General features: G+C 64.1%; 14 protein-coding genes. 9 read left to right on the plus strand and 5 right to left on the minus strand.

Going from position 1 to position 15,948, the window contains the following annotated elements:
* The 5 genes from ACP7AX_RS12540 to pknB are packed head-to-tail and all read left to right on the plus strand — an operon-like array spanning position 1 to position 8,196.
* The gene (locus ACP7AX_RS12540) at positions 1 to 1,674 is read left to right on the plus strand and encodes a PP2C family protein-serine/threonine phosphatase (RefSeq protein WP_426226734.1); all 1,674 of its coding nucleotides are present in this window, start codon (positions 1 to 3) and stop codon (positions 1,672 to 1,674) included.
* On the plus strand, positions 1,671 to 3,068 hold the full coding sequence (locus ACP7AX_RS12545; protein ID WP_131683622.1) for an FtsW/RodA/SpoVE family cell cycle protein: 1,398 nt from the start codon (positions 1,671 to 1,673) through the stop codon (positions 3,066 to 3,068). Before ACP7AX_RS12540 ends, ACP7AX_RS12545 begins: the two co-directional genes overlap by 4 nt.
* Positions 3,065 to 4,522 carry a peptidoglycan D,D-transpeptidase FtsI family protein gene (locus tag ACP7AX_RS12550; protein WP_426226735.1) on the plus strand — a complete coding sequence of 486 codons (1,458 nt, stop codon included), beginning with the start codon at positions 3,065 to 3,067 and terminating at the stop codon, positions 4,520 to 4,522. Before ACP7AX_RS12545 ends, ACP7AX_RS12550 begins: the two co-directional genes overlap by 4 nt.
* Complete coding sequence (locus ACP7AX_RS12555) at positions 4,519 to 6,225, plus strand: protein kinase domain-containing protein (RefSeq protein WP_426226736.1); 1,707 nt, start codon at positions 4,519 to 4,521, stop codon at positions 6,223 to 6,225. Before ACP7AX_RS12550 ends, ACP7AX_RS12555 begins: the two co-directional genes overlap by 4 nt.
* A 15-nt stretch (positions 6,226 to 6,240) precedes the next feature.
* Positions 6,241 to 8,196 (plus strand): Stk1 family PASTA domain-containing Ser/Thr kinase, encoded by a 1,956-nt coding sequence (gene pknB / locus ACP7AX_RS12560; protein WP_131683543.1) that lies wholly within the window; start codon positions 6,241 to 6,243, stop codon positions 8,194 to 8,196.
* An 89-nt stretch (positions 8,197 to 8,285) separates the two neighbouring features.
* On the opposite strand, the gene ACP7AX_RS12565 is transcribed toward pknB, so the two are convergent.
* Both ACP7AX_RS12565 and ACP7AX_RS12570 read right to left on the minus strand, forming a co-directional pair.
* Positions 8,286 to 8,927, minus strand: coding sequence for an aminodeoxychorismate/anthranilate synthase component II (locus tag ACP7AX_RS12565; RefSeq protein WP_131683542.1), 642 nt, complete (start codon positions 8,925 to 8,927; stop codon positions 8,286 to 8,288).
* A 169-nt stretch (positions 8,928 to 9,096) separates the two neighbouring features.
* Positions 9,097 to 9,888: a class E sortase gene (locus ACP7AX_RS12570; RefSeq protein ID WP_131683541.1), complete on the minus strand. Its 792-nt coding sequence runs from the start codon at positions 9,886 to 9,888 to the stop codon at positions 9,097 to 9,099.
* A 175-nt stretch (positions 9,889 to 10,063) separates the two neighbouring features.
* Between ACP7AX_RS12570 and ACP7AX_RS12575 the strand changes: the two genes are divergently transcribed.
* Together ACP7AX_RS12575 and ACP7AX_RS12580 are read left to right on the plus strand one after the other, a co-directional pair.
* Complete coding sequence (locus ACP7AX_RS12575; RefSeq protein WP_131683540.1) at positions 10,064 to 10,318, plus strand: cell division protein CrgA; 255 nt, start codon at positions 10,064 to 10,066, stop codon at positions 10,316 to 10,318.
* Positions 10,319 to 10,351: 33 nt separating this feature from the next.
* Positions 10,352 to 10,996, plus strand: a complete 645-nt coding sequence (locus tag ACP7AX_RS12580; protein WP_131683539.1) for a DNA-3-methyladenine glycosylase I — start codon at positions 10,352 to 10,354, stop codon at positions 10,994 to 10,996.
* Positions 10,997 to 11,304: 308 nt separating this feature from the next.
* On the opposite strand, the gene ACP7AX_RS12585 is transcribed toward ACP7AX_RS12580, so the two are convergent.
* The 3 genes from ACP7AX_RS12585 to ACP7AX_RS12595 all read right to left on the minus strand — a co-directional run bounded on the left by ACP7AX_RS12585 (position 11,305) and on the right by ACP7AX_RS12595 (position 13,787).
* On the minus strand, positions 11,305 to 11,775 hold the full coding sequence (locus tag ACP7AX_RS12585; RefSeq protein WP_426226737.1) for a carboxymuconolactone decarboxylase family protein: 471 nt from the start codon (positions 11,773 to 11,775) through the stop codon (positions 11,305 to 11,307).
* Positions 11,776 to 12,354: 579 nt separating this feature from the next.
* Positions 12,355 to 13,233 carry a rhomboid family intramembrane serine protease gene (locus ACP7AX_RS12590; RefSeq protein ID WP_131683537.1) on the minus strand — a complete coding sequence of 293 codons (879 nt, stop codon included), beginning with the start codon at positions 13,231 to 13,233 and terminating at the stop codon, positions 12,355 to 12,357.
* An 8-nt stretch (positions 13,234 to 13,241) separates the two neighbouring features.
* On the minus strand, positions 13,242 to 13,787 hold the full coding sequence (locus tag ACP7AX_RS12595) for a peptidylprolyl isomerase (protein ID WP_131683536.1): 546 nt from the start codon (positions 13,785 to 13,787) through the stop codon (positions 13,242 to 13,244).
* A 155-nt stretch (positions 13,788 to 13,942) separates the two neighbouring features.
* Here ACP7AX_RS12595 and ACP7AX_RS12600 point away from each other — a divergent pair, with 155 nt between their 5' ends.
* Complete coding sequence (locus tag ACP7AX_RS12600) at positions 13,943 to 14,917, plus strand: hypothetical protein (RefSeq protein WP_426226738.1); 975 nt, start codon at positions 13,943 to 13,945, stop codon at positions 14,915 to 14,917.
* Between the two features lie 153 nt (positions 14,918 to 15,070).
* Entirely contained in the window at positions 15,071 to 15,946 is an 876-nt protein-coding gene (locus tag ACP7AX_RS12605) for a glycosyltransferase (protein ID WP_131683534.1), read from the plus strand.
* The last annotated feature ends 2 nt before the right edge of the window (positions 15,947 to 15,948 follow it).

Below are 15,948 nucleotides of genomic sequence, written 5' to 3' on the forward strand. Positions count from 1 at the left end.
ATGGCCGCTGATCTTCCCGCCGGCGAGTCCAGGCCCGTCCAGCGGCCCCTCATCATGCGCTATGCAGCGCGTTCCGATGTGGGGCGCATCCGCGCCAAAAACGACGATTCCGCATACGTGGGCCGCTACCTGGCTGTGGTCGCGGACGGCATGGGCGGCCACGCCGGCGGCGATGTCGCATCGGCCGCCACCGTCCTGGACATGCTGCACCTGGACAAGGGAGACTACGCGGGCGACGCCGGCACCATCCTGGCGGACGAGATCCAGACCGCCAACTCGCTCCTGTCTGAACTAGTACACATCAACCCCAAGCTGGCAGGGATGGGTACCACCGTCACCGCCCTGCTGCTCGCCGAGGGCAAGCTGCACTTCGCGCACATCGGAGACTCCCGCGCCTACCGTCTCCGCGACGGCGAGTTTGAACAGGTCAGCGTGGACCACACCTTCGTCCAGCGCCTCATCGACGAAGGCCGGCTCAGGCCCGAAGAAGCCGAAACACATCCCCACAAGAACGTCCTCATGCGCGTCCTGGGCGACGTCGATGCCAGCCCGGAGCTGGATCTCGACACCCTGGACGTCAAGCCCGGTGAACGCTGGCTCCTCTGCTCCGATGGCCTGAATTATGTCGCCGGCCACGTGGTGGAGCGGACCGTCCGTGAGACGAAGGACCTCCGCGAGTGCGTCGAAACCCTGGTTGACCTTACGCTCGAGAACGGCGCCCCGGACAACGTCACCGTGGTCATGGTGGAAATCGTTGAGGAAACGCGCGACGACGTCAGTACCGCCGCCGTCGACGTCGTCCCCTCGCTGCCGGCCGCCGCCGCCCCCATCGCCGCCGCAAAGCCGGCCGGGGAGACACCGGGCGCGCTCGGAAAGCCGGTGGACCCTGACGCAGCCGCACCCGGTGAACGTCAGGCCCCCGACGGCAAGGACCCTGCCGGCGCTGACAGACAGACCTCGACCGACCCGCACCTGGGCGAGCACCTCTCAGCCGAGGTCCTGCGCCTGGAACTGGCCTCACGGCCCCACGAACTGGTGGGAGCCGCCGCTTCTGCAGCTGACTCAGGCTCCATTCCCACCATCGCCGGCCGCACCGTCGCCAGGCGGGCCGCCACCGTCCTTACCCACAAGGCCGAAACGCCCGCCTCCGATGACGACGAAATCCTTGAACGGCCCAAGCCCCGCCGGTGGGTCACCCTGTCCATCGCCGCGTCCGTACTTCTGGTGCTGACAATCGGCCTCTGGCTTGGCTATGCGTGGACCCAGACCCGCTACTACATCGGGGAGTTTGATTCCCGGGTTGCCATCTACAACGGAGTCTCGCAGCGGCTCGGGCCGCTCCAGCTCTCAGAATTGGAAGCCGTGACGGAAATCCGGATGGATTCATTGCCCCAGTTCTCCCAGCAGCGGGTCCGTCAGACCGTTCCCGCCCGCGATCTTTACGATGCCCAGCGGATCGTCAAGAACCTTGAAGGCACCGGAACCATCGCGCCTGAGGACGAGTGCCTGACCGCCTCGCCCACTCCCGGCGACACCACAGCCCCGTCAACCGCGCCCGTAACGGATCCGGCAGCCGTCCCCACCGCTCCTGCGCCCTCACCGGAAGCGTCCGGAGCCTCAGCGGCCCCCTCGCCGACACCCAGCCCCACCGTCAGCTGCGAGGGAGGCCAATGAGCCAGCTCAGCACCATCCCCAAACCCCGGCGCAACGTTGAACTTGTGCTGCTGGTGCTTGCCCTGGCAGTCGGCATCGGCGCCAACATGATGGTGGGCGTTGACCAGGAGAAGGCGTTCGACTCGGACTTCTGGTTCCAGTCCAGCCTCCTGGCCCTTGCCGCGCTGGTGTTCCACGTGGTCCTGCGGATCCGTGCTAAATATGCCGATCCGGTAATACTTCCACTGGTGATTGCCCTCAATGGGCTTGGACTGGCGATGATCCACCGCCTTGATGCGCCTGGTGAAGATACCGGCAATAACCAGCTCCGCTGGACGCTCATAGCAATGGCCGTGGCCATCGCGGTCATCTGGTTCCTCAAAGATCACCGGGCCCTGCGCCGGTTTACGTACATATCGCTTGCCGTGAGCGCGCTGTTGCTGATCCTTCCGCTCGTGCCTGGTATCTCGGCGGGTGAGATCCTTGGCGCCCGCGTGTGGGTGCGGGTTGGGTCCATGACCTTCCAGCCGGGCGAAATCGCCAAGATCACACTGGCTATATTCTTTGCCGGGTATCTTTCCTCGAACCGCGATCTCATCCTGCTGGCCGGCCGAAAAATCGGTCCGCTGCAATTCCCCCGGTTCAAGGACATGGGGCCCATGATCACGGCCTGGCTGGTCAGCATCGGCGTCCTGATCTTCCAGCGCGACCTCGGCTCATCGGTGCTCTTCTTCGGCCTGTTCATCGTCATGATTTACGTGGCCACCAGCCGGATCAGTTGGGTGGTGATCGGCGTCGCGCTGATCCTCGGCGGCGCCTTCGTCGCCTCCCGGGTGTTCTCGCACGTCGGCCTCCGGATCGACGGCTGGCTGAATGCCTTCACCGAAGAGGTGTACGGGCGTTCGCCCGGTGGCAGCGGCCAGATTGTGGAGGGCCTGTTCGGCATGGCCAACGGGGGGCTGGTAGGTACAGGTCTCGGACAGGGCCGGCCCAACCTGGTCCCCTTTGCGAACAGCGACATGATCATCGCCTCCTTCGGCGAGGAACTGGGCCTGATCGGCATCTTCGCGATTGTCATGATGTACCTGCTGCTGTTTACCCGCGGTTTCCGGGCCGCCCTTGGCACCCGGGATGCCTTCGGCAAGCTGCTGGCCTGCGGGCTGTCCTTCGCTGTTGCCCTGCAGTGCTTCGTGGTCATCGGCGGCGTCACCAGGCTCATTCCGCTGACCGGCCTGACAACGCCGTTCCTGGCCGCCGGCGGCTCCTCGCTGCTGGCCAACTGGATCATTGTGGGCCTGCTCCTGATGATTTCGCACACCGCCCGCGGACCGGTGGACACTACGCCTTTGCCCGCCGGCGATGGCGCAGAAGCAAAAGCAATGGACGCACCAACCGAGGCGGTGAAACCCCTGTGAACCAGGCAATCAGGAACTCCTGGGTAGCCGCGATCGCCATGTTCGCTCTGATTTTCGGCGCCCTCAGCTTTGTCCAGGTGATCGGCGCCGATGAACTCAAGGCAAATGCCTGGAACAAACGCGCCATCCTGCAGAACTACTGCAACGATCGCGGTGCCATCATTGTGGGCGGCGCGCCTGTGGCTGAATCCGTAGAGGGATCCGAGCAGTGCAAATTCCAACGCACGTATCCGCAGCCGGAGCTCTACGCGGGGCTCACCGGCTACTTCTCCCAGAATTACGGTGCCACCGGCTTGGAGCAGGCAATGCGTGAGCAGCTCGCCGGCAGTTCAGACCAGCAGTTCCTGGACCGGGTGGGCCAACTCTTCCTGGGAAACCAGCCAAAGGGCGCCTCCGTGGAACTCACCGTCGATCCCGAGATCCAGAAGCTCGCCTATGACCTCATTCCGGACGGGCAACGGGGGTCGATTGTGGTTACCAACCCCAAGACTGGCGCGATCCTGGCCATGGTTTCCAAGCCGTCGTACGATCCCAACCTCGTCGCCACCCAGGATCCCACCGCCGAGAGCACCAACATCAACGAACTGGTCAAAGTACCGGGAATCAACCTGAACCAGAATGTCAGCGGCCCCACGGGAGAGCTGCTGGCCCCGGGTTCGGTCTTCAAACTCGTGGATACGGCTGCAGCGCTCAGCTCCGGGAAGTACAACAAGGACAGCGAGCTGCCGAACCCGGCCAACATGCCGTTCCCGGGAATCCAATACACGCTGCCCAACTACGCCGGCGGGAACTGCTACACCCAGGACACGGCCAGCTTTGCCTTCGCTTTGCAGCAGTCCTGCAACACCCCGTTCGCCAGTATCGCCCTTGACCTCGGCCGGGACGCTATCGCCGAGCAGGCGGCGAAGTTTGGTTTCGGCGAGGACCTGGGCGACCAGCTGAAGCTCCAGTACGCCAAGGGCAACGGCTTCCCTGATGACCTTGACGGGCCCGGCCTGGCCCAGTCGGCGATTGGCCAGAAGGATGTGCGGGCCACTCCGCTGCAGGTGGCCCTCATGACCGCGGCCATCGCCAACGGCGGAATCCAGATGAGCCCCAGCCTGGTCAAAACGGTGCGGTCCCCGGACCTGCGGGTTATTGAAGAGCCCGAGCCGGAAGTGCTCCGGACATCCACCACCCCGCAGATCGCCAGTCAGATCACCGAATGGATGACCAGTGCGGTGTCGCAGGGTATCGCCCGCGGCGCAGCCGTTCCCGGCGTTCAGGTGGCCGGCAAAACCGGAACCGCTGAACTGGGCAACGGCCTGAACAACTCCTGGTTTACCGGGTTTGCCCCGGCGAACAACCCGCAGGTGGGTGTCACTATCGTCATGGAGGGCGTAGACATCACCACCGGCGCACAGCTAACCAGTCCGAACGCGAAGAAGATTTTTGAGGCGGTGTTGAATAAGTGAGGCCATCAACGGGAATCACCCTCGGCGGCAGATTCCAGCTGACCACGCGGATCGCGATCGGCGGGATGGGCGAGGTCTGGAAGGCCAAGGACCTTGTCCTCGGGCGGATCGTGGCCATCAAGGTGCTGAAGGAGGAGTACACCGGGGACCCCGGCTTCCTCCAGCGCTTCCGTGCCGAAGCACGCCACACAGCACTGTTGAACCACGTTGGCATCGCCAATGTCTTTGACTACGGCGAGGAAGAGGGTTCCGCCTACCTGGTCATGGAGCTGGTCCCCGGCCAGCCGCTGAGCAGCATCATCGAACACGAGCAGGTTCTGTCGCCGGACCGCACCCTCTCCATGATCGCCCAGACCGCCCGGGCCCTTGCTGTGGCGCACGCGCAGGGCCTGGTGCACCGTGACGTCAAGCCCGGCAACCTCCTCATTACCCCCGACGGCCGCGTCAAGGTGACCGACTTCGGCATCGCGCGGCTCGCGGACCAGGTTCCGCTCACGCAGACGGGCCAGGTGATGGGCACGGCCCAGTACCTCGCCCCGGAGCAGGCCACCGGCCAGACCGCCACGGGATCCTCGGACATCTATTCCCTGGGTGTCATCGGCTACGAATGCCTGAGCGGCCACCGGCCGTTCTCCGGTGAGTCGCAGATCGCGATTGCCCTGGCCCAGGTCAACGACGCCCCGCCGCCGCTGCCGGACTCCCTGCCCAGACCCGTCCGGGCGCTCCTGATGTCGATGCTGGCCAAGGACCCCAAGAACCGCCCGGCCAACGCCATCAAGCTGTCCGAAGCCGCGGAGGCCATCCGTAACGGCGATATCAACGCCGCTCAGGCCGCCGTCCCCGGAATGTTGCTGTTTGAGGGTGGCACTGAAGACGTCACCGCACCGGTGGACATTGCCACGGCGCCCACCGGTGTCATCAGCCAGAAGGACAGCTCAGAGGCGTCCACCTCCGCCTTGCCTGTCCTCGGAGCCGCAGCCGCAGGTGCCGCAGCTGGAGCGGCAGGCGCCGCTGCCGCCACTGGTGCTCCCACCGGCGCCGGCAGCACGCTTTCGCGCGCGGACGCCCTGGCCGCCGAGCGCAGTTGGGTCCAGGAGGAGGAAACGTACGACGACGAGCCGGCAGATGAGCCCGATCGTCGAGGCCGCAGCCCCTGGACGTGGCCGCTGATCGCCTTGATTCTGCTGGTCCTGTTCGCGCTGGTGGGGTACTTCCTGACGCAGCAGGGGATTCTCTTTCCGGCCAAGGACGCGACCACCACATCCGCGTCCAGCAGCCCGCCGTCTACGAGTGCCAGCCCTACGAGGACCTCGCAGTCTGCCACGCCCACGCCGACGCCAACCAGCGCCACACCGACTCCCGAACCGACGCCCACCACCGTGGACATCATCTCGGCAGGCCTGCTCGGGAAGAACTACGAAGAAGTGCGGGGGATCCTGGAAACAGCCGGCCTGTCCGTTCGCGTCATCCCGCAGCAAAGCACCGCCGCTCCCGGAACGGTACTGCAGGTCAACCCCACAGGCACCGTGCCGAAGGGGTCAGAAGTGACCGTCACCTATGCTGAGGCGCCTCCTGCCCCCGCCCCTACACGGACCACCCCTTCGCCGGTTCCCACTGCCGCCCAGCCAACAACAACGGGCTCGGCTCTGTCCACCTGCAATCCTGGCCAGCTGCCGGGAGTGCCTCCTACCTGCACGCCGTAAACGCCAGGAACTCCCATGAATGATTCAACCCGCACCCCGCTCCACCGGGAGGACAGCCTCCCGGTGGATAAGCAGCGCGTCCTGAGCGGACGCTACGAACTCGGCGGCCTGATTGGCCGCGGGGGGATGGCGGACGTCCACAGCGGAGTTGATTCCCGGCTTGGCCGGACCGTGGCTATTAAACTGCTGCGTCCGGACATGGCCCGGGATCCGCAGTTCCAGGCCCGCTTCAAGCGCGAAGCGCAGTCCGTGGCAGCGTTGAACCACTCCTCGATCGTCGCTATCTACGACACCGGCGAGCACGTGGTCCCGGACGGTACCGAGGACATCCGGGTGCCGTACATCGTGATGGAGTTTGTTGAGGGAAAGACGCTCAGGGACCTGATCCGGGCCAAGGAAGTCAGCATCGACAAGGCCATCGAGTACACCCTGGGCGTCCTGGCTGCCCTGGAATACAGCCACAAAGCCGGCATCGTCCACCGGGACATCAAGCCCGCCAACGTGATGTACTGCGAAGGCTCCGATTCCATCAAGGTTATGGACTTCGGGATCGCCCGGGCCATGGCTGACTCCTCGGCCACCATGACCCAGACCCAGGCTGTGGTGGGAACGGCCCAGTACCTCTCGCCGGAACAGGCCCGGGGCGAAACTGTGGATGCCCGGAGCGATCTCTACTCCGCCGCCTGCCTGCTGTACGAAATGCTGACCGCCCGGCCGCCTTTTATCGGCGACAGCCCAGTCTCCGTGGCGTACCAGCACGTCCGTGAGATTCCTGAACCTGCCAGCAGCGTGAACCCCGAGGTATCGCCGGCAATGGACAGTGTCCTGGCTAAAGCCCTGCAGAAGAACCGGGAAGACCGGTTCCAGGATGCGGCCGCCTTCCGGCGGGCACTGCGCGCCGCACGGGCAGGAGTTGCTGTCCCCGCCCTCGCCTCGAGCGAGGCACCCACGGATCCCCATGACCACGTGCCGACGCCGGAACGCACGCCGGCAACAGAGGCCTTCGCCATGACCGCCGCCAACTTCCTGGACGATGCCCCGGCCAGCCAGCGCTCTGATGACACCCGCACAGACGGTCCGATACTTCCCGTTCTAGCCCCCGGAGCTTCGGCCGGCCCGGACAGCGGCGGACTGCCGCTGGGATTCGCCCCGGAACGTGAGCGCACCGCGCGTCAGAAGTCCCGCCGTCGTACATGGATCGCCACCCTGGTGATCTTCACCCTTCTGGTTCTGGGAGGAGGCGGTCTGTGGGTGTACAACATCGTGAACCGTCCTGCCCCGCCGCCTGCGAAGGTCCCCGTCCCGGTGGTGGCCGCGCTCACTGAGTCTGCGGCGCTCCAGGAACTCTATGGAGCCGACCTCCGCCCGAAGAGCCAGCGCGTCAAGCACGAGACCGTCCCCGCAGGCATAGCCATCGGCACCGACCCCGTGGCCGGGACATCTCTCGATCCCAGCGCTGAGGTGATCCTGAACATCTCTGACGGCCCCGCCGCTGTGAAGATCCCGGAGAACCTGCCGGGCCAGACGGAGGCTGCGGCACGTGACATCCTGCGCCAGAACGGGCTGCTCGGTGCCGCCTCAACCACCACAGCAAACAGTGCCACGGTCCCCGGGGGCAGGGTCATCACCACCAGCCCCGCACCCGGTCAGCAGGTCCCTGTGGGAAGCACCGTGGAGATCGTCATTTCCACCGGCAAGGTGGCCATGCCCGAACTGCGCGGCCGCACCCGTGCCGAGGCGGAGGCGGCCCTGAAGGAGCTGGGACTTGTGCCCAACGTCCAGGAAGCGGAGAACTCGGAGGTTGAGGTTGGCCGGGTCACGGATCAAAGCGACGGCGTGAACTCCGCAGTCGATCAGGGCAAGACCATCACCATTGTGGTTGCCAAAGCGCCACCGCCACCGCCACCGGTGGAAACACCCACCCCCACGCCCACTCCTACCCCCACCCCGACCTCCACCAGGTCCCGCTGACTTAAACCAACGCGGGGTCAATCCTCGCCCAATATTCCCTTCCGGGGAGGGCGAGGAATGACCCCGCGTTGCAGTTCGCCGCCGGGTGTTTAGTGCTGGATCAGCGGGCTGAGCTTGGCGGCGCGGGCTGCCACACCGGTCATACCCAGTGACTCGAGCCAGTTGCCGAGCATCTGGTAGCCGCCCTCGGTCAGGACCGACTCCGGGTGGAACTGGACCCCCGTCAGCGGCGCGGTCCGGTGCTGCAGGCCCATCACCACACCGGAGGACGTTTCGGCAGTGATCTCCAGGACCTCGGGGATGGTCTCCCGGACGGCCGCCAGCGAGTGGTACCGCGTGGCCGTGATGGGGGAGGGGAGCCCGGCGAAGACGCTGGTGCCGTTGTGCTCCACGAGGGACGTCTTGCCGTGCATCAGCTCCGGCGCATGCGTCACCTTACCGCCGTAGGCTTCGGCCAAAGCCTGGTGCCCCAGGCAAACGCCGAACATGGGCTTGTTGTTCTCGCCGCACCACTTGATCAGGTCGATGCACACCCCCGCTTCCGCCGGGTTGCCCGGGCCTGGTGAGATCAGGACGCCGTCCCGGCTCTCGGCCATTTCGATGGCCTCAGCCAGGGTCACGTCGTCGTTGCGGACAACCGTGGTTTCCGCGCCGAGCTCCTGGAGGTAGCCCACCAGGGTGTAAACAAAGCTGTCGTAGTTATCTACGACCAGGATCTTAGTTGTGGTCATGGCTGACTTACGGAACCAATCGTTGAGTCGGTGAATTGGGTGAAACCGGACATCCAGGGGAACAGGAACTGGACCATCAGGACCAGCGCACCCGCCACGAGGACTAAACAGGTGAAGATCCTCATCCAGAGGGGACCGGGAAGGTGGCGAAAAATCCAGCCGTACATACTCAGCCTCCCCCTACCGCTGCCGCCACCTGTGCGGCGATTTCCGACGGCGGTCCGGCCGACGCTGGACGCCAGCCCTCCAGCAGGGCGTAGGCGATAATGCGTTCCTCCGCGCCGTAACGCGGATTGCAGCTGGTCATGGTGAGGAAGCTTTCGGTGGGGGCCGCGCCCGGGCGGGTGGGGACCGGCTCCAGGACGTCGGTGCGGGACGGCATGACTATCTGGTTGTTGCGGAAAACGTAGGTATAGTAGCCGTCCTTTGTCTGGACGTAGATTTTATCGCCCGGAACCAAGGTGTGGATATTGTCCAGCACGGCGCCGTGGGTCTGCCGGTGACCGGCTACAGCAAAGTTACCCACCGCTCCCGGCATGGCGGTATTGCTGTAGTGGCCCAGCCCCAGCGTATCCAGCACATCCCCGGTGGTTCCCTGCACGATGGGCCGGGTGTAGCTGTTGCCGAACCGTGGGATGTACATGATCCCGATGGTGCCGGCGTGGCCCGGGGCTGCTGCTACGGCCGGCGTTCCGTAATCCGCGGGTACGGACGACACTCCGCCGGGAGCTTCCGCGGGGCCCGGTGCCGCCCCGCCGAGCTCCTGAGCGAACTCCTTGATGACGGCGCTCTGCTTGGCGTCGGACTCCACGTTGGTCCACCAGAGCTGCCAGGCCACGAACAGCAGGAGGATGATGCCGCCGGTGATAAGCAGCTCGCCCACAACCTGGACGGTGCCGCGCAGAACGTCGGCGCTGGTGGGCGCCACCGCGGTGGGCCTCGCCTTCTCCTGCAATACCACGCGTTCTCCTGTCGGGGCGGTCGCGATGGGCGTTGGGGTGCCCTGAACTACGGCTAGAATTGACTGCTAGTAAGAATCCAGATTTGACCAAGATCGCGCTGACCGCTGGCAACTTCCTTCTTGCAGGATATCAAGCCCGCGCGGCCGAGCTTGCTCAGTCCGCCAAGGAGAGCACGTGCCCGAGTCAAAGCCACGCAAGAAGTCTTCCACCGCAACGCAGACCGCGTCCGGCGCGCAGGCGTACAAGCCCAACGCTGTCTGGTTCAAGCCTGTGATGTTCGGGCTCATGATCATTGGGCTGCTGTGGATCATCACGTTCTACATCAGCGAAGGCCGGTTCCCGGTCCAGGCGTGGGAATCGTGGAACATCGTGGCCGGCTTCGGCATTGCCATCATCGGGTTCCTCATGACCACCCGCTGGCGCTCCTGACCCTGGCCGCCGGACGGGAATGACACCCACCCCGTGGACGGGATAAAAGCGGACGGGCCAACAGCGGGCGCGACCCTTTCGATCGGAACGGTAACGGGCGACGACGGCCTGGGCCGCCCGCCGTGGGCGGCCAACGATCCGCTCCTGCGCGAGTACTACGACACCGAGTGGGGCCTCCCTGTCCGGGATGAGCAGGGACTGTACGAGCGCATCAGCCTGGAGGGATTCCAGGCAGGCCTCTCGTGGGCCACCATCCTGCGTAAACGCCCGGCCTTCCGCGAGGCTTTCCACAATTTCCAGCCCGATGATGTTGCCGCTTATACGGAGGCTGACATCGAGCGGCTGCTCCAGAATCCGGGCATCGTCCGCAACCGGCTGAAGATCCGTGCGGCGATCACCAATGCCCAGGCCACCATTGCCCTGAGGGAACAGGGCGGCCTCGTGGGCTTTGTCTGGCAGTTCAAGCCCCTGGCCACCCCGGAGCCGTCCATCCACGCCGACATCCCCACCCAGTCCCCGGAATCCGTGGCGCTGTCCAAAGCCCTCCGGAAGCAGGGGTTCTCGTTCGTGGGCCCCACCACCATGTTCGCCTTGATGGAGGCTATAGGCATGGTGGATACCCATCTGGTACACAGCCATCGCCGTGGCTCGTCGGGCATCTGGCCGGCCCAAGGTTAAAGCAGGCCAGCCCTAAAGCAGGCCCTGCCCTAAAGCAGGTCCAGGCATAGGGCAGCTGCAGCAGGGACACCTACTTTTCCCCAACTGTTGGGAAAGTTATCCACAATGTGCATAACTTCGGGAAAGACCGCGGAATGGTTCCTGATGGCGGCGTCGCCGTCCCGGATCCCGATCCGGGCATTGCCCGTGGGGGTTATTAACAGTGTGAATTAGCTGTGGATAACCCGCCTGTCCTGAGGAAGTGCGCCCATCGGCATAGGCGACATACTGACGTTTGCACGAATCAGGGCGCCCCATATACGCGCTCTTTACCGATCCTGCCTGACCGGATGGTGGCTGATGACGGACACCCTGTTGAAGGCATTCATGGTGATAACCAGCCAGCTCACGGCAGAAAACTCGTCAGCGCTGAGGTGTTCCCGTGCGTAGCCTTCTTCGTGCTCCATGGTCCGGTGCTCCGGAAGTTCCGTAAGGGCTTCCGCGAGCGTGAGGGCGGCCCGCTCCTTGGCCGTAAACAGTGAGGTCTCCCGCCACGCCGGCAGGACGGCGAGCCGCTGGGAACTCTCTCCGCCCTCCAACGCATCCCGCACGTGCATGTCCAGGCAGTACGCGCACCCGTTCAGCTGGGAGGTCCGGACGTTGAGCAATTCAACAGTCTTGGGGTCGATCCCGGCCTCGTCAGCGGCATCCCGGGCCTTGAGCCCCAACCCGTTCAGGGCCCTCCACACTGCCGGATGCTGCTTATCGAGGAAAATATGCTCAGTGGTGCTGGCGCTCATGGCGGTCCTCCTTGGCCAAAGATCTCTGGCCAAAGATCTCTGTGTCGGGTTCTGTAGGTTCACCCTCCCATATGGAGAGGTTTTCCACTTACTAACAACTCGAGTACCCACAACTTATCCACAGGTGTGGACAACGTTCCACAGGTCAAATCGGCGTAGGCTCTCGCGAGCCATGGCCAGCCAAACACCCAAGGCTAACTACACGGCTGTAAGTTACTAACACTGTGAATAACCCTGTTGAAACAGGCCTTCACCTGGCTGCTCAGTGGACCAGATTGGCCCGGATCGCCGGGGTTTTCCACAGACGCCGATGAAGAAGGCAAGTTTTCCACTTACCCACAGCCGGAGCAAAGCAGTTTTCCACAATTGTGGACGGCGGAATCAGGTAGAACCTCCGAAAGGGCCGGGCGGCGCGGGCTGAGGAAAAGCGACCACGTGAACTACATAGGTGTAAGTTACCAACATTGTGGATAACCCCTGTGGATAACCGGAAACGTCCGGCGGCAGCACAAAAGACCCCGATGTCCTGTAGGACATCGGGGTCGAAGGGAATGAGTAAAGGCTGGCCCAGCCAGGGCGTCAGCCGGCAGCGATCCGGACCCAGCTCACCACGATCAGGAGCGCGAGTACTGCCACCAAACCTGCCACCTGCAGCAGGCCTTGCCGCTTCCCCCGGGGTGTGTACGCAATCACGGCAGCGCAGAGGGCTCCAGTGATCAGGCCGCCGAGGTGGGCCTGCCAGGCGATCTGGGGAACCAGGAATCCGATGACGCCGTTGATGGCAATGAGGATCCAGAGCTGACGGGTATCCCCGCCACGGTGCCTTTGTACAACCAGCATGGCGCCGAAGAGCCCGAAGATGGCGCCGGATGCACCCACCACGCCTACGGGTCCGCCGGGCGGGAGGAGCGGAGTCAGGACGAGGTAACCAACCGAACCGCCAACGGCGGAAACGAGGTACACGGCCAGGAAACGGAGTCTGCCGAGGAGGGGCTCCAACGCCTGGCCGAACATCCACAGCATGTACATGTTCAGCGCAATGTGGAGGATAAAGCCCTGTGAATGGAGGAACGCAGACGTCAGGAGACGCCACGGCTCGAAAGCGCCGAACTCCGGAGCAGCGTAGACCGAGGCGAACGCGAAGTTCCTGAACACAGCATCGGCGGGAATGATCCATTGCAGCACGAAGAGCAGCGCACATGCCGCGATGAGGCCGAACGTCACCATGGGTTTGCCGGACGCAACGGCACCGCCGTAGACAGTCCTGACCTCCGGCGTCGTACGCCGTGTTTCGTTGACACAGTCAACGCACTGGAATCCGACGGCGGCCGCCCGCTGGCAGTCCGGGCACGCCGGGCGCCCGCACCGCTGGCAGCGCACGTAGGAGGGCCGGTCCGGGTGCCGGGGGCACACGGGAACCTGGGCGGACGGCTCAGCCGCCGGAATTCCGTAGCTCATGCGGTGGGTTAGAGCTGCTCGACGTCGATGCTGTTGATGGTGACGTCCTCAACCGGGCGGTCGCCCATTCCGGTGCGGACGCCTTCGATCGCGTCAACAACCTTTTTGGAGGCGTCGTCAGCAACTTCACCGAAAATGGTGTGCTTGCCCTGGAGCCAGTCGGTGGGGATGGTGGTGATGAAGAACTGCGAACCGTTGGTGCCCTTGCCGCCCTGGATGCCGGCGTTGGCCATGGCCAGTTTGTACGGGGCGTTAAAGCTGAGTTCGGGGTGGATTTCGTCATCGAACTTGTAGCCCGGTCCGCCGACGCCACGGCCGAGGGGATCCCCGGCCTGGATCATGAAGTCCTTGATGATGCGGTGGAAGATGGTGCCGTCGTAAAGCGGGGTGCCGGTCTTGTCCTCGCCGGACTCCGGGTGCGTCCAGGCCTGCTCGCCGGTGGCGAGGCCAACGAAGTTCTTGACCGTCTTGGGCGCGTGGTTGCCGAAGAGGTTGACGACGATGTCGCCGAGGCTGGTGTGGATGGTTGCTTTTGCTGTTGCGATTGCAGTCATACCGCTCATTCTTTCACGGCGGGTCAACGCCGGAGCGGCTCCGCGGACAGTTCCGCGCTGGGTGAAATCGGCCGTAAATCCGCTGGAAGAATAGCCGGTGCAGGTCAATCCACGTAGGCTAACAACAAAACCGTCACATTAATCGGGAGGTAGTTGTGAAGAAGTCGGATCGTATTGCCCGTGACCTCGAGCAGTCAGTCAACAACGCAGTCGAGTATGCAAAGGACTGGGCATCCCCCCGCGTGGAAGCAGCCGTGGATTGGGCCGTGCCCCGCCTGCAGCACAGCCTGGATACCGCATCTCCGAAGATCCAGGAAGGGCTTAAGTCCGCTGCCCACAACCTTGCCGACGGCGTCGCAACCGTAACTCCGCGCATCCAGGACGGGCTCGCGCACCTCGCGCCGAAGATCCACGATGCTGTAGAGGGCACCACCCCGCGCCTTCACGAAGCACTGGATAAGGCCACGCCGGCTATCCTCAACGCCCGCGACCGCGTCGTGGTGGAATACCTGCCGCGCCTTTCTGACCAGATCGGCCACGCCTCCGAGGCCGTCCACCGGACGCTGGAAGGCGCCCCGGCACAGGTGGACGCGGTGGCCCGTAAGCTCGGAGACGTTGGCATCGTCCACGCCCTCCAGGACCAGGCACAGACTGCCGGCACCCATCTCAAGGCAGCGGCGCACGAAGCTGGCAGGGCCGTGGGCATCCAGCTCGCGGAGCCGGAAAAGCCCAAGAAGCGCGGCTGGCTGGTATTCGGCATCATCGCTGCGGCAGTGGCTGCAGGTGTTGCTGCCTGGAAGGCTTCCAAGCCTGTGGAGGATCCGTGGAAGACTCCGTCTCCTGTGACGCCCACCCCGGCTCCGGTTCCCGCCACCACGGTTAACGAAGTCAAGGACGCAACCGAGGATGCTGCCAGCAAGGCCGCAGCCGCCACCGCTTCCACCGCGGGCGTGGTTGCCGGCAATACGGAGGATGTTGCCGAGGAAGTCAAGGACTCAACTGATGAGCCGGCCAAGCACCTCGCTGACGATTCGGCTGACACCGCCGCGAAGGGTTCCACTGACGCCAAGACGGCCATGAAGAACATCGCATCGAACATGAACGGTTCCGCAGACAAGACCGAGCACTAGAACACAGGCTGCCGCCAGGCAGCTGCACCACTGAAGGGGTTCCCCTGTGACCAGTTCACAGGCCGGGACCCCTTCAGTGTTTTCCGGATGTTACCCGCGCCATTACCCTTGTCGGCGGACAGGCGGGTGGGGATCGGTGCTAAATTTGGACTGATGTCAGCCGATAAATCCTCTGGGGATGCCTTGAACGACGCAGCACTGCTGCCGCGCGTGTCCATTGTCATCCCGGCATATAACGAGGAGAGCGTGATCCGGCAGTGCCTCATTGCTGCGGTCTACCAGTCGGTGCCGGCCCACGAGATCATCGTTGTGGACAATTTGTCTACGGACCGGACCGCGGCCATCGTGGGCCAAATGCAGCTTGAGTACCCCGAAAGCCCTATCCTCCTGCTGAGCCAGGACAAAGACCAAGGGCTGATCCCCACACGAAACTTCGGCCTGAACAGCGCCACCGGGGACATCCTGGGCCGTATTGACGCCGATTCGGTGGTGGAGCCTGACTGGGTGGAGCAGGTTCAGAAGGCTTTCCAGGACCAGTCAGTCCAGGCAGCCACCGGGCCGGTGGTCTACTACGACATGCCGATGCGGCGCTTCGGGCTCAAGGCTGACGATAAAATGCGCCAGCTGATGCTGAAGCTCGCCAAGCACCAGTACCATTTCCTCTTTGGCTCCAACATGGCCCTGCGAGCCACCGCCTGGGAAACCATCCGCGACGAAACCTGCCGCGATGAGAAGGACGAGATGCACGAGGACATCGACCTCTCACTGCACCTCGCCGATCACGATCTCAAGGTTCAGTACTGGCCACAGATGGTGTCCGGAATGTCTGCGCGCCGGCTTGAGGATTCGCCTCGCGACTACCGCTATTACGTGACGCGGTTCGACCGCACCTACAAAGCACACAACGTCAAAAAAATGGCCCTCAAAGCACCCATGGTGGTGTTCTTCTCCGTCTACTTCCCGGCCAAGCTCCTGCGGGCGATCCACACCGTCAATACAGCCCAGCCAGTCCGCCGCGGCGGCCAGTAACG

The sequence above is a fragment of the Pseudarthrobacter sp. DSP2-3-2b1 genome (assembly GCF_049895945.1).
Taxonomy (GTDB): Bacteria; Actinomycetota; Actinomycetes; order Actinomycetales; family Micrococcaceae; genus Arthrobacter.

What these genes read in the sequence shown, in the direction of transcription:
- ACP7AX_RS12540 (WP_426226734.1), top strand. Translation starts at nt 1, where the DNA reads ATGGCCGCTGATCTTCCCGCCGGCGAGTCCAGGCCCGTCCAGCGGCCC.
- ACP7AX_RS12545 (WP_131683622.1), top strand. Translation starts at nt 1,671, where the DNA reads ATGAGCCAGCTCAGCACCATCCCCAAACCCCGGCGCAACGTTGAACTT.
- pknB (WP_131683543.1), top strand. Translation starts at nt 6,241, where the DNA reads ATGAATGATTCAACCCGCACCCCGCTCCACCGGGAGGACAGCCTCCCG.
- ACP7AX_RS12565 (WP_131683542.1), bottom strand. Translation starts at nt 8,927, where the DNA reads ATGACCACAACTAAGATCCTGGTCGTAGATAACTACGACAGCTTTGTT.
- ACP7AX_RS12585 (WP_426226737.1), bottom strand. Translation starts at nt 11,775, where the DNA reads ATGAGCGCCAGCACCACTGAGCATATTTTCCTCGATAAGCAGCATCCG.
- ACP7AX_RS12590 (WP_131683537.1), bottom strand. Translation starts at nt 13,233, where the DNA reads ATGAGCTACGGAATTCCGGCGGCTGAGCCGTCCGCCCAGGTTCCCGTG.
- ACP7AX_RS12595 (WP_131683536.1), bottom strand. Translation starts at nt 13,787, where the DNA reads ATGACTGCAATCGCAACAGCAAAAGCAACCATCCACACCAGCCTCGGC.
- ACP7AX_RS12605 (WP_131683534.1), top strand. Translation starts at nt 15,071, where the DNA reads ATGTCAGCCGATAAATCCTCTGGGGATGCCTTGAACGACGCAGCACTG.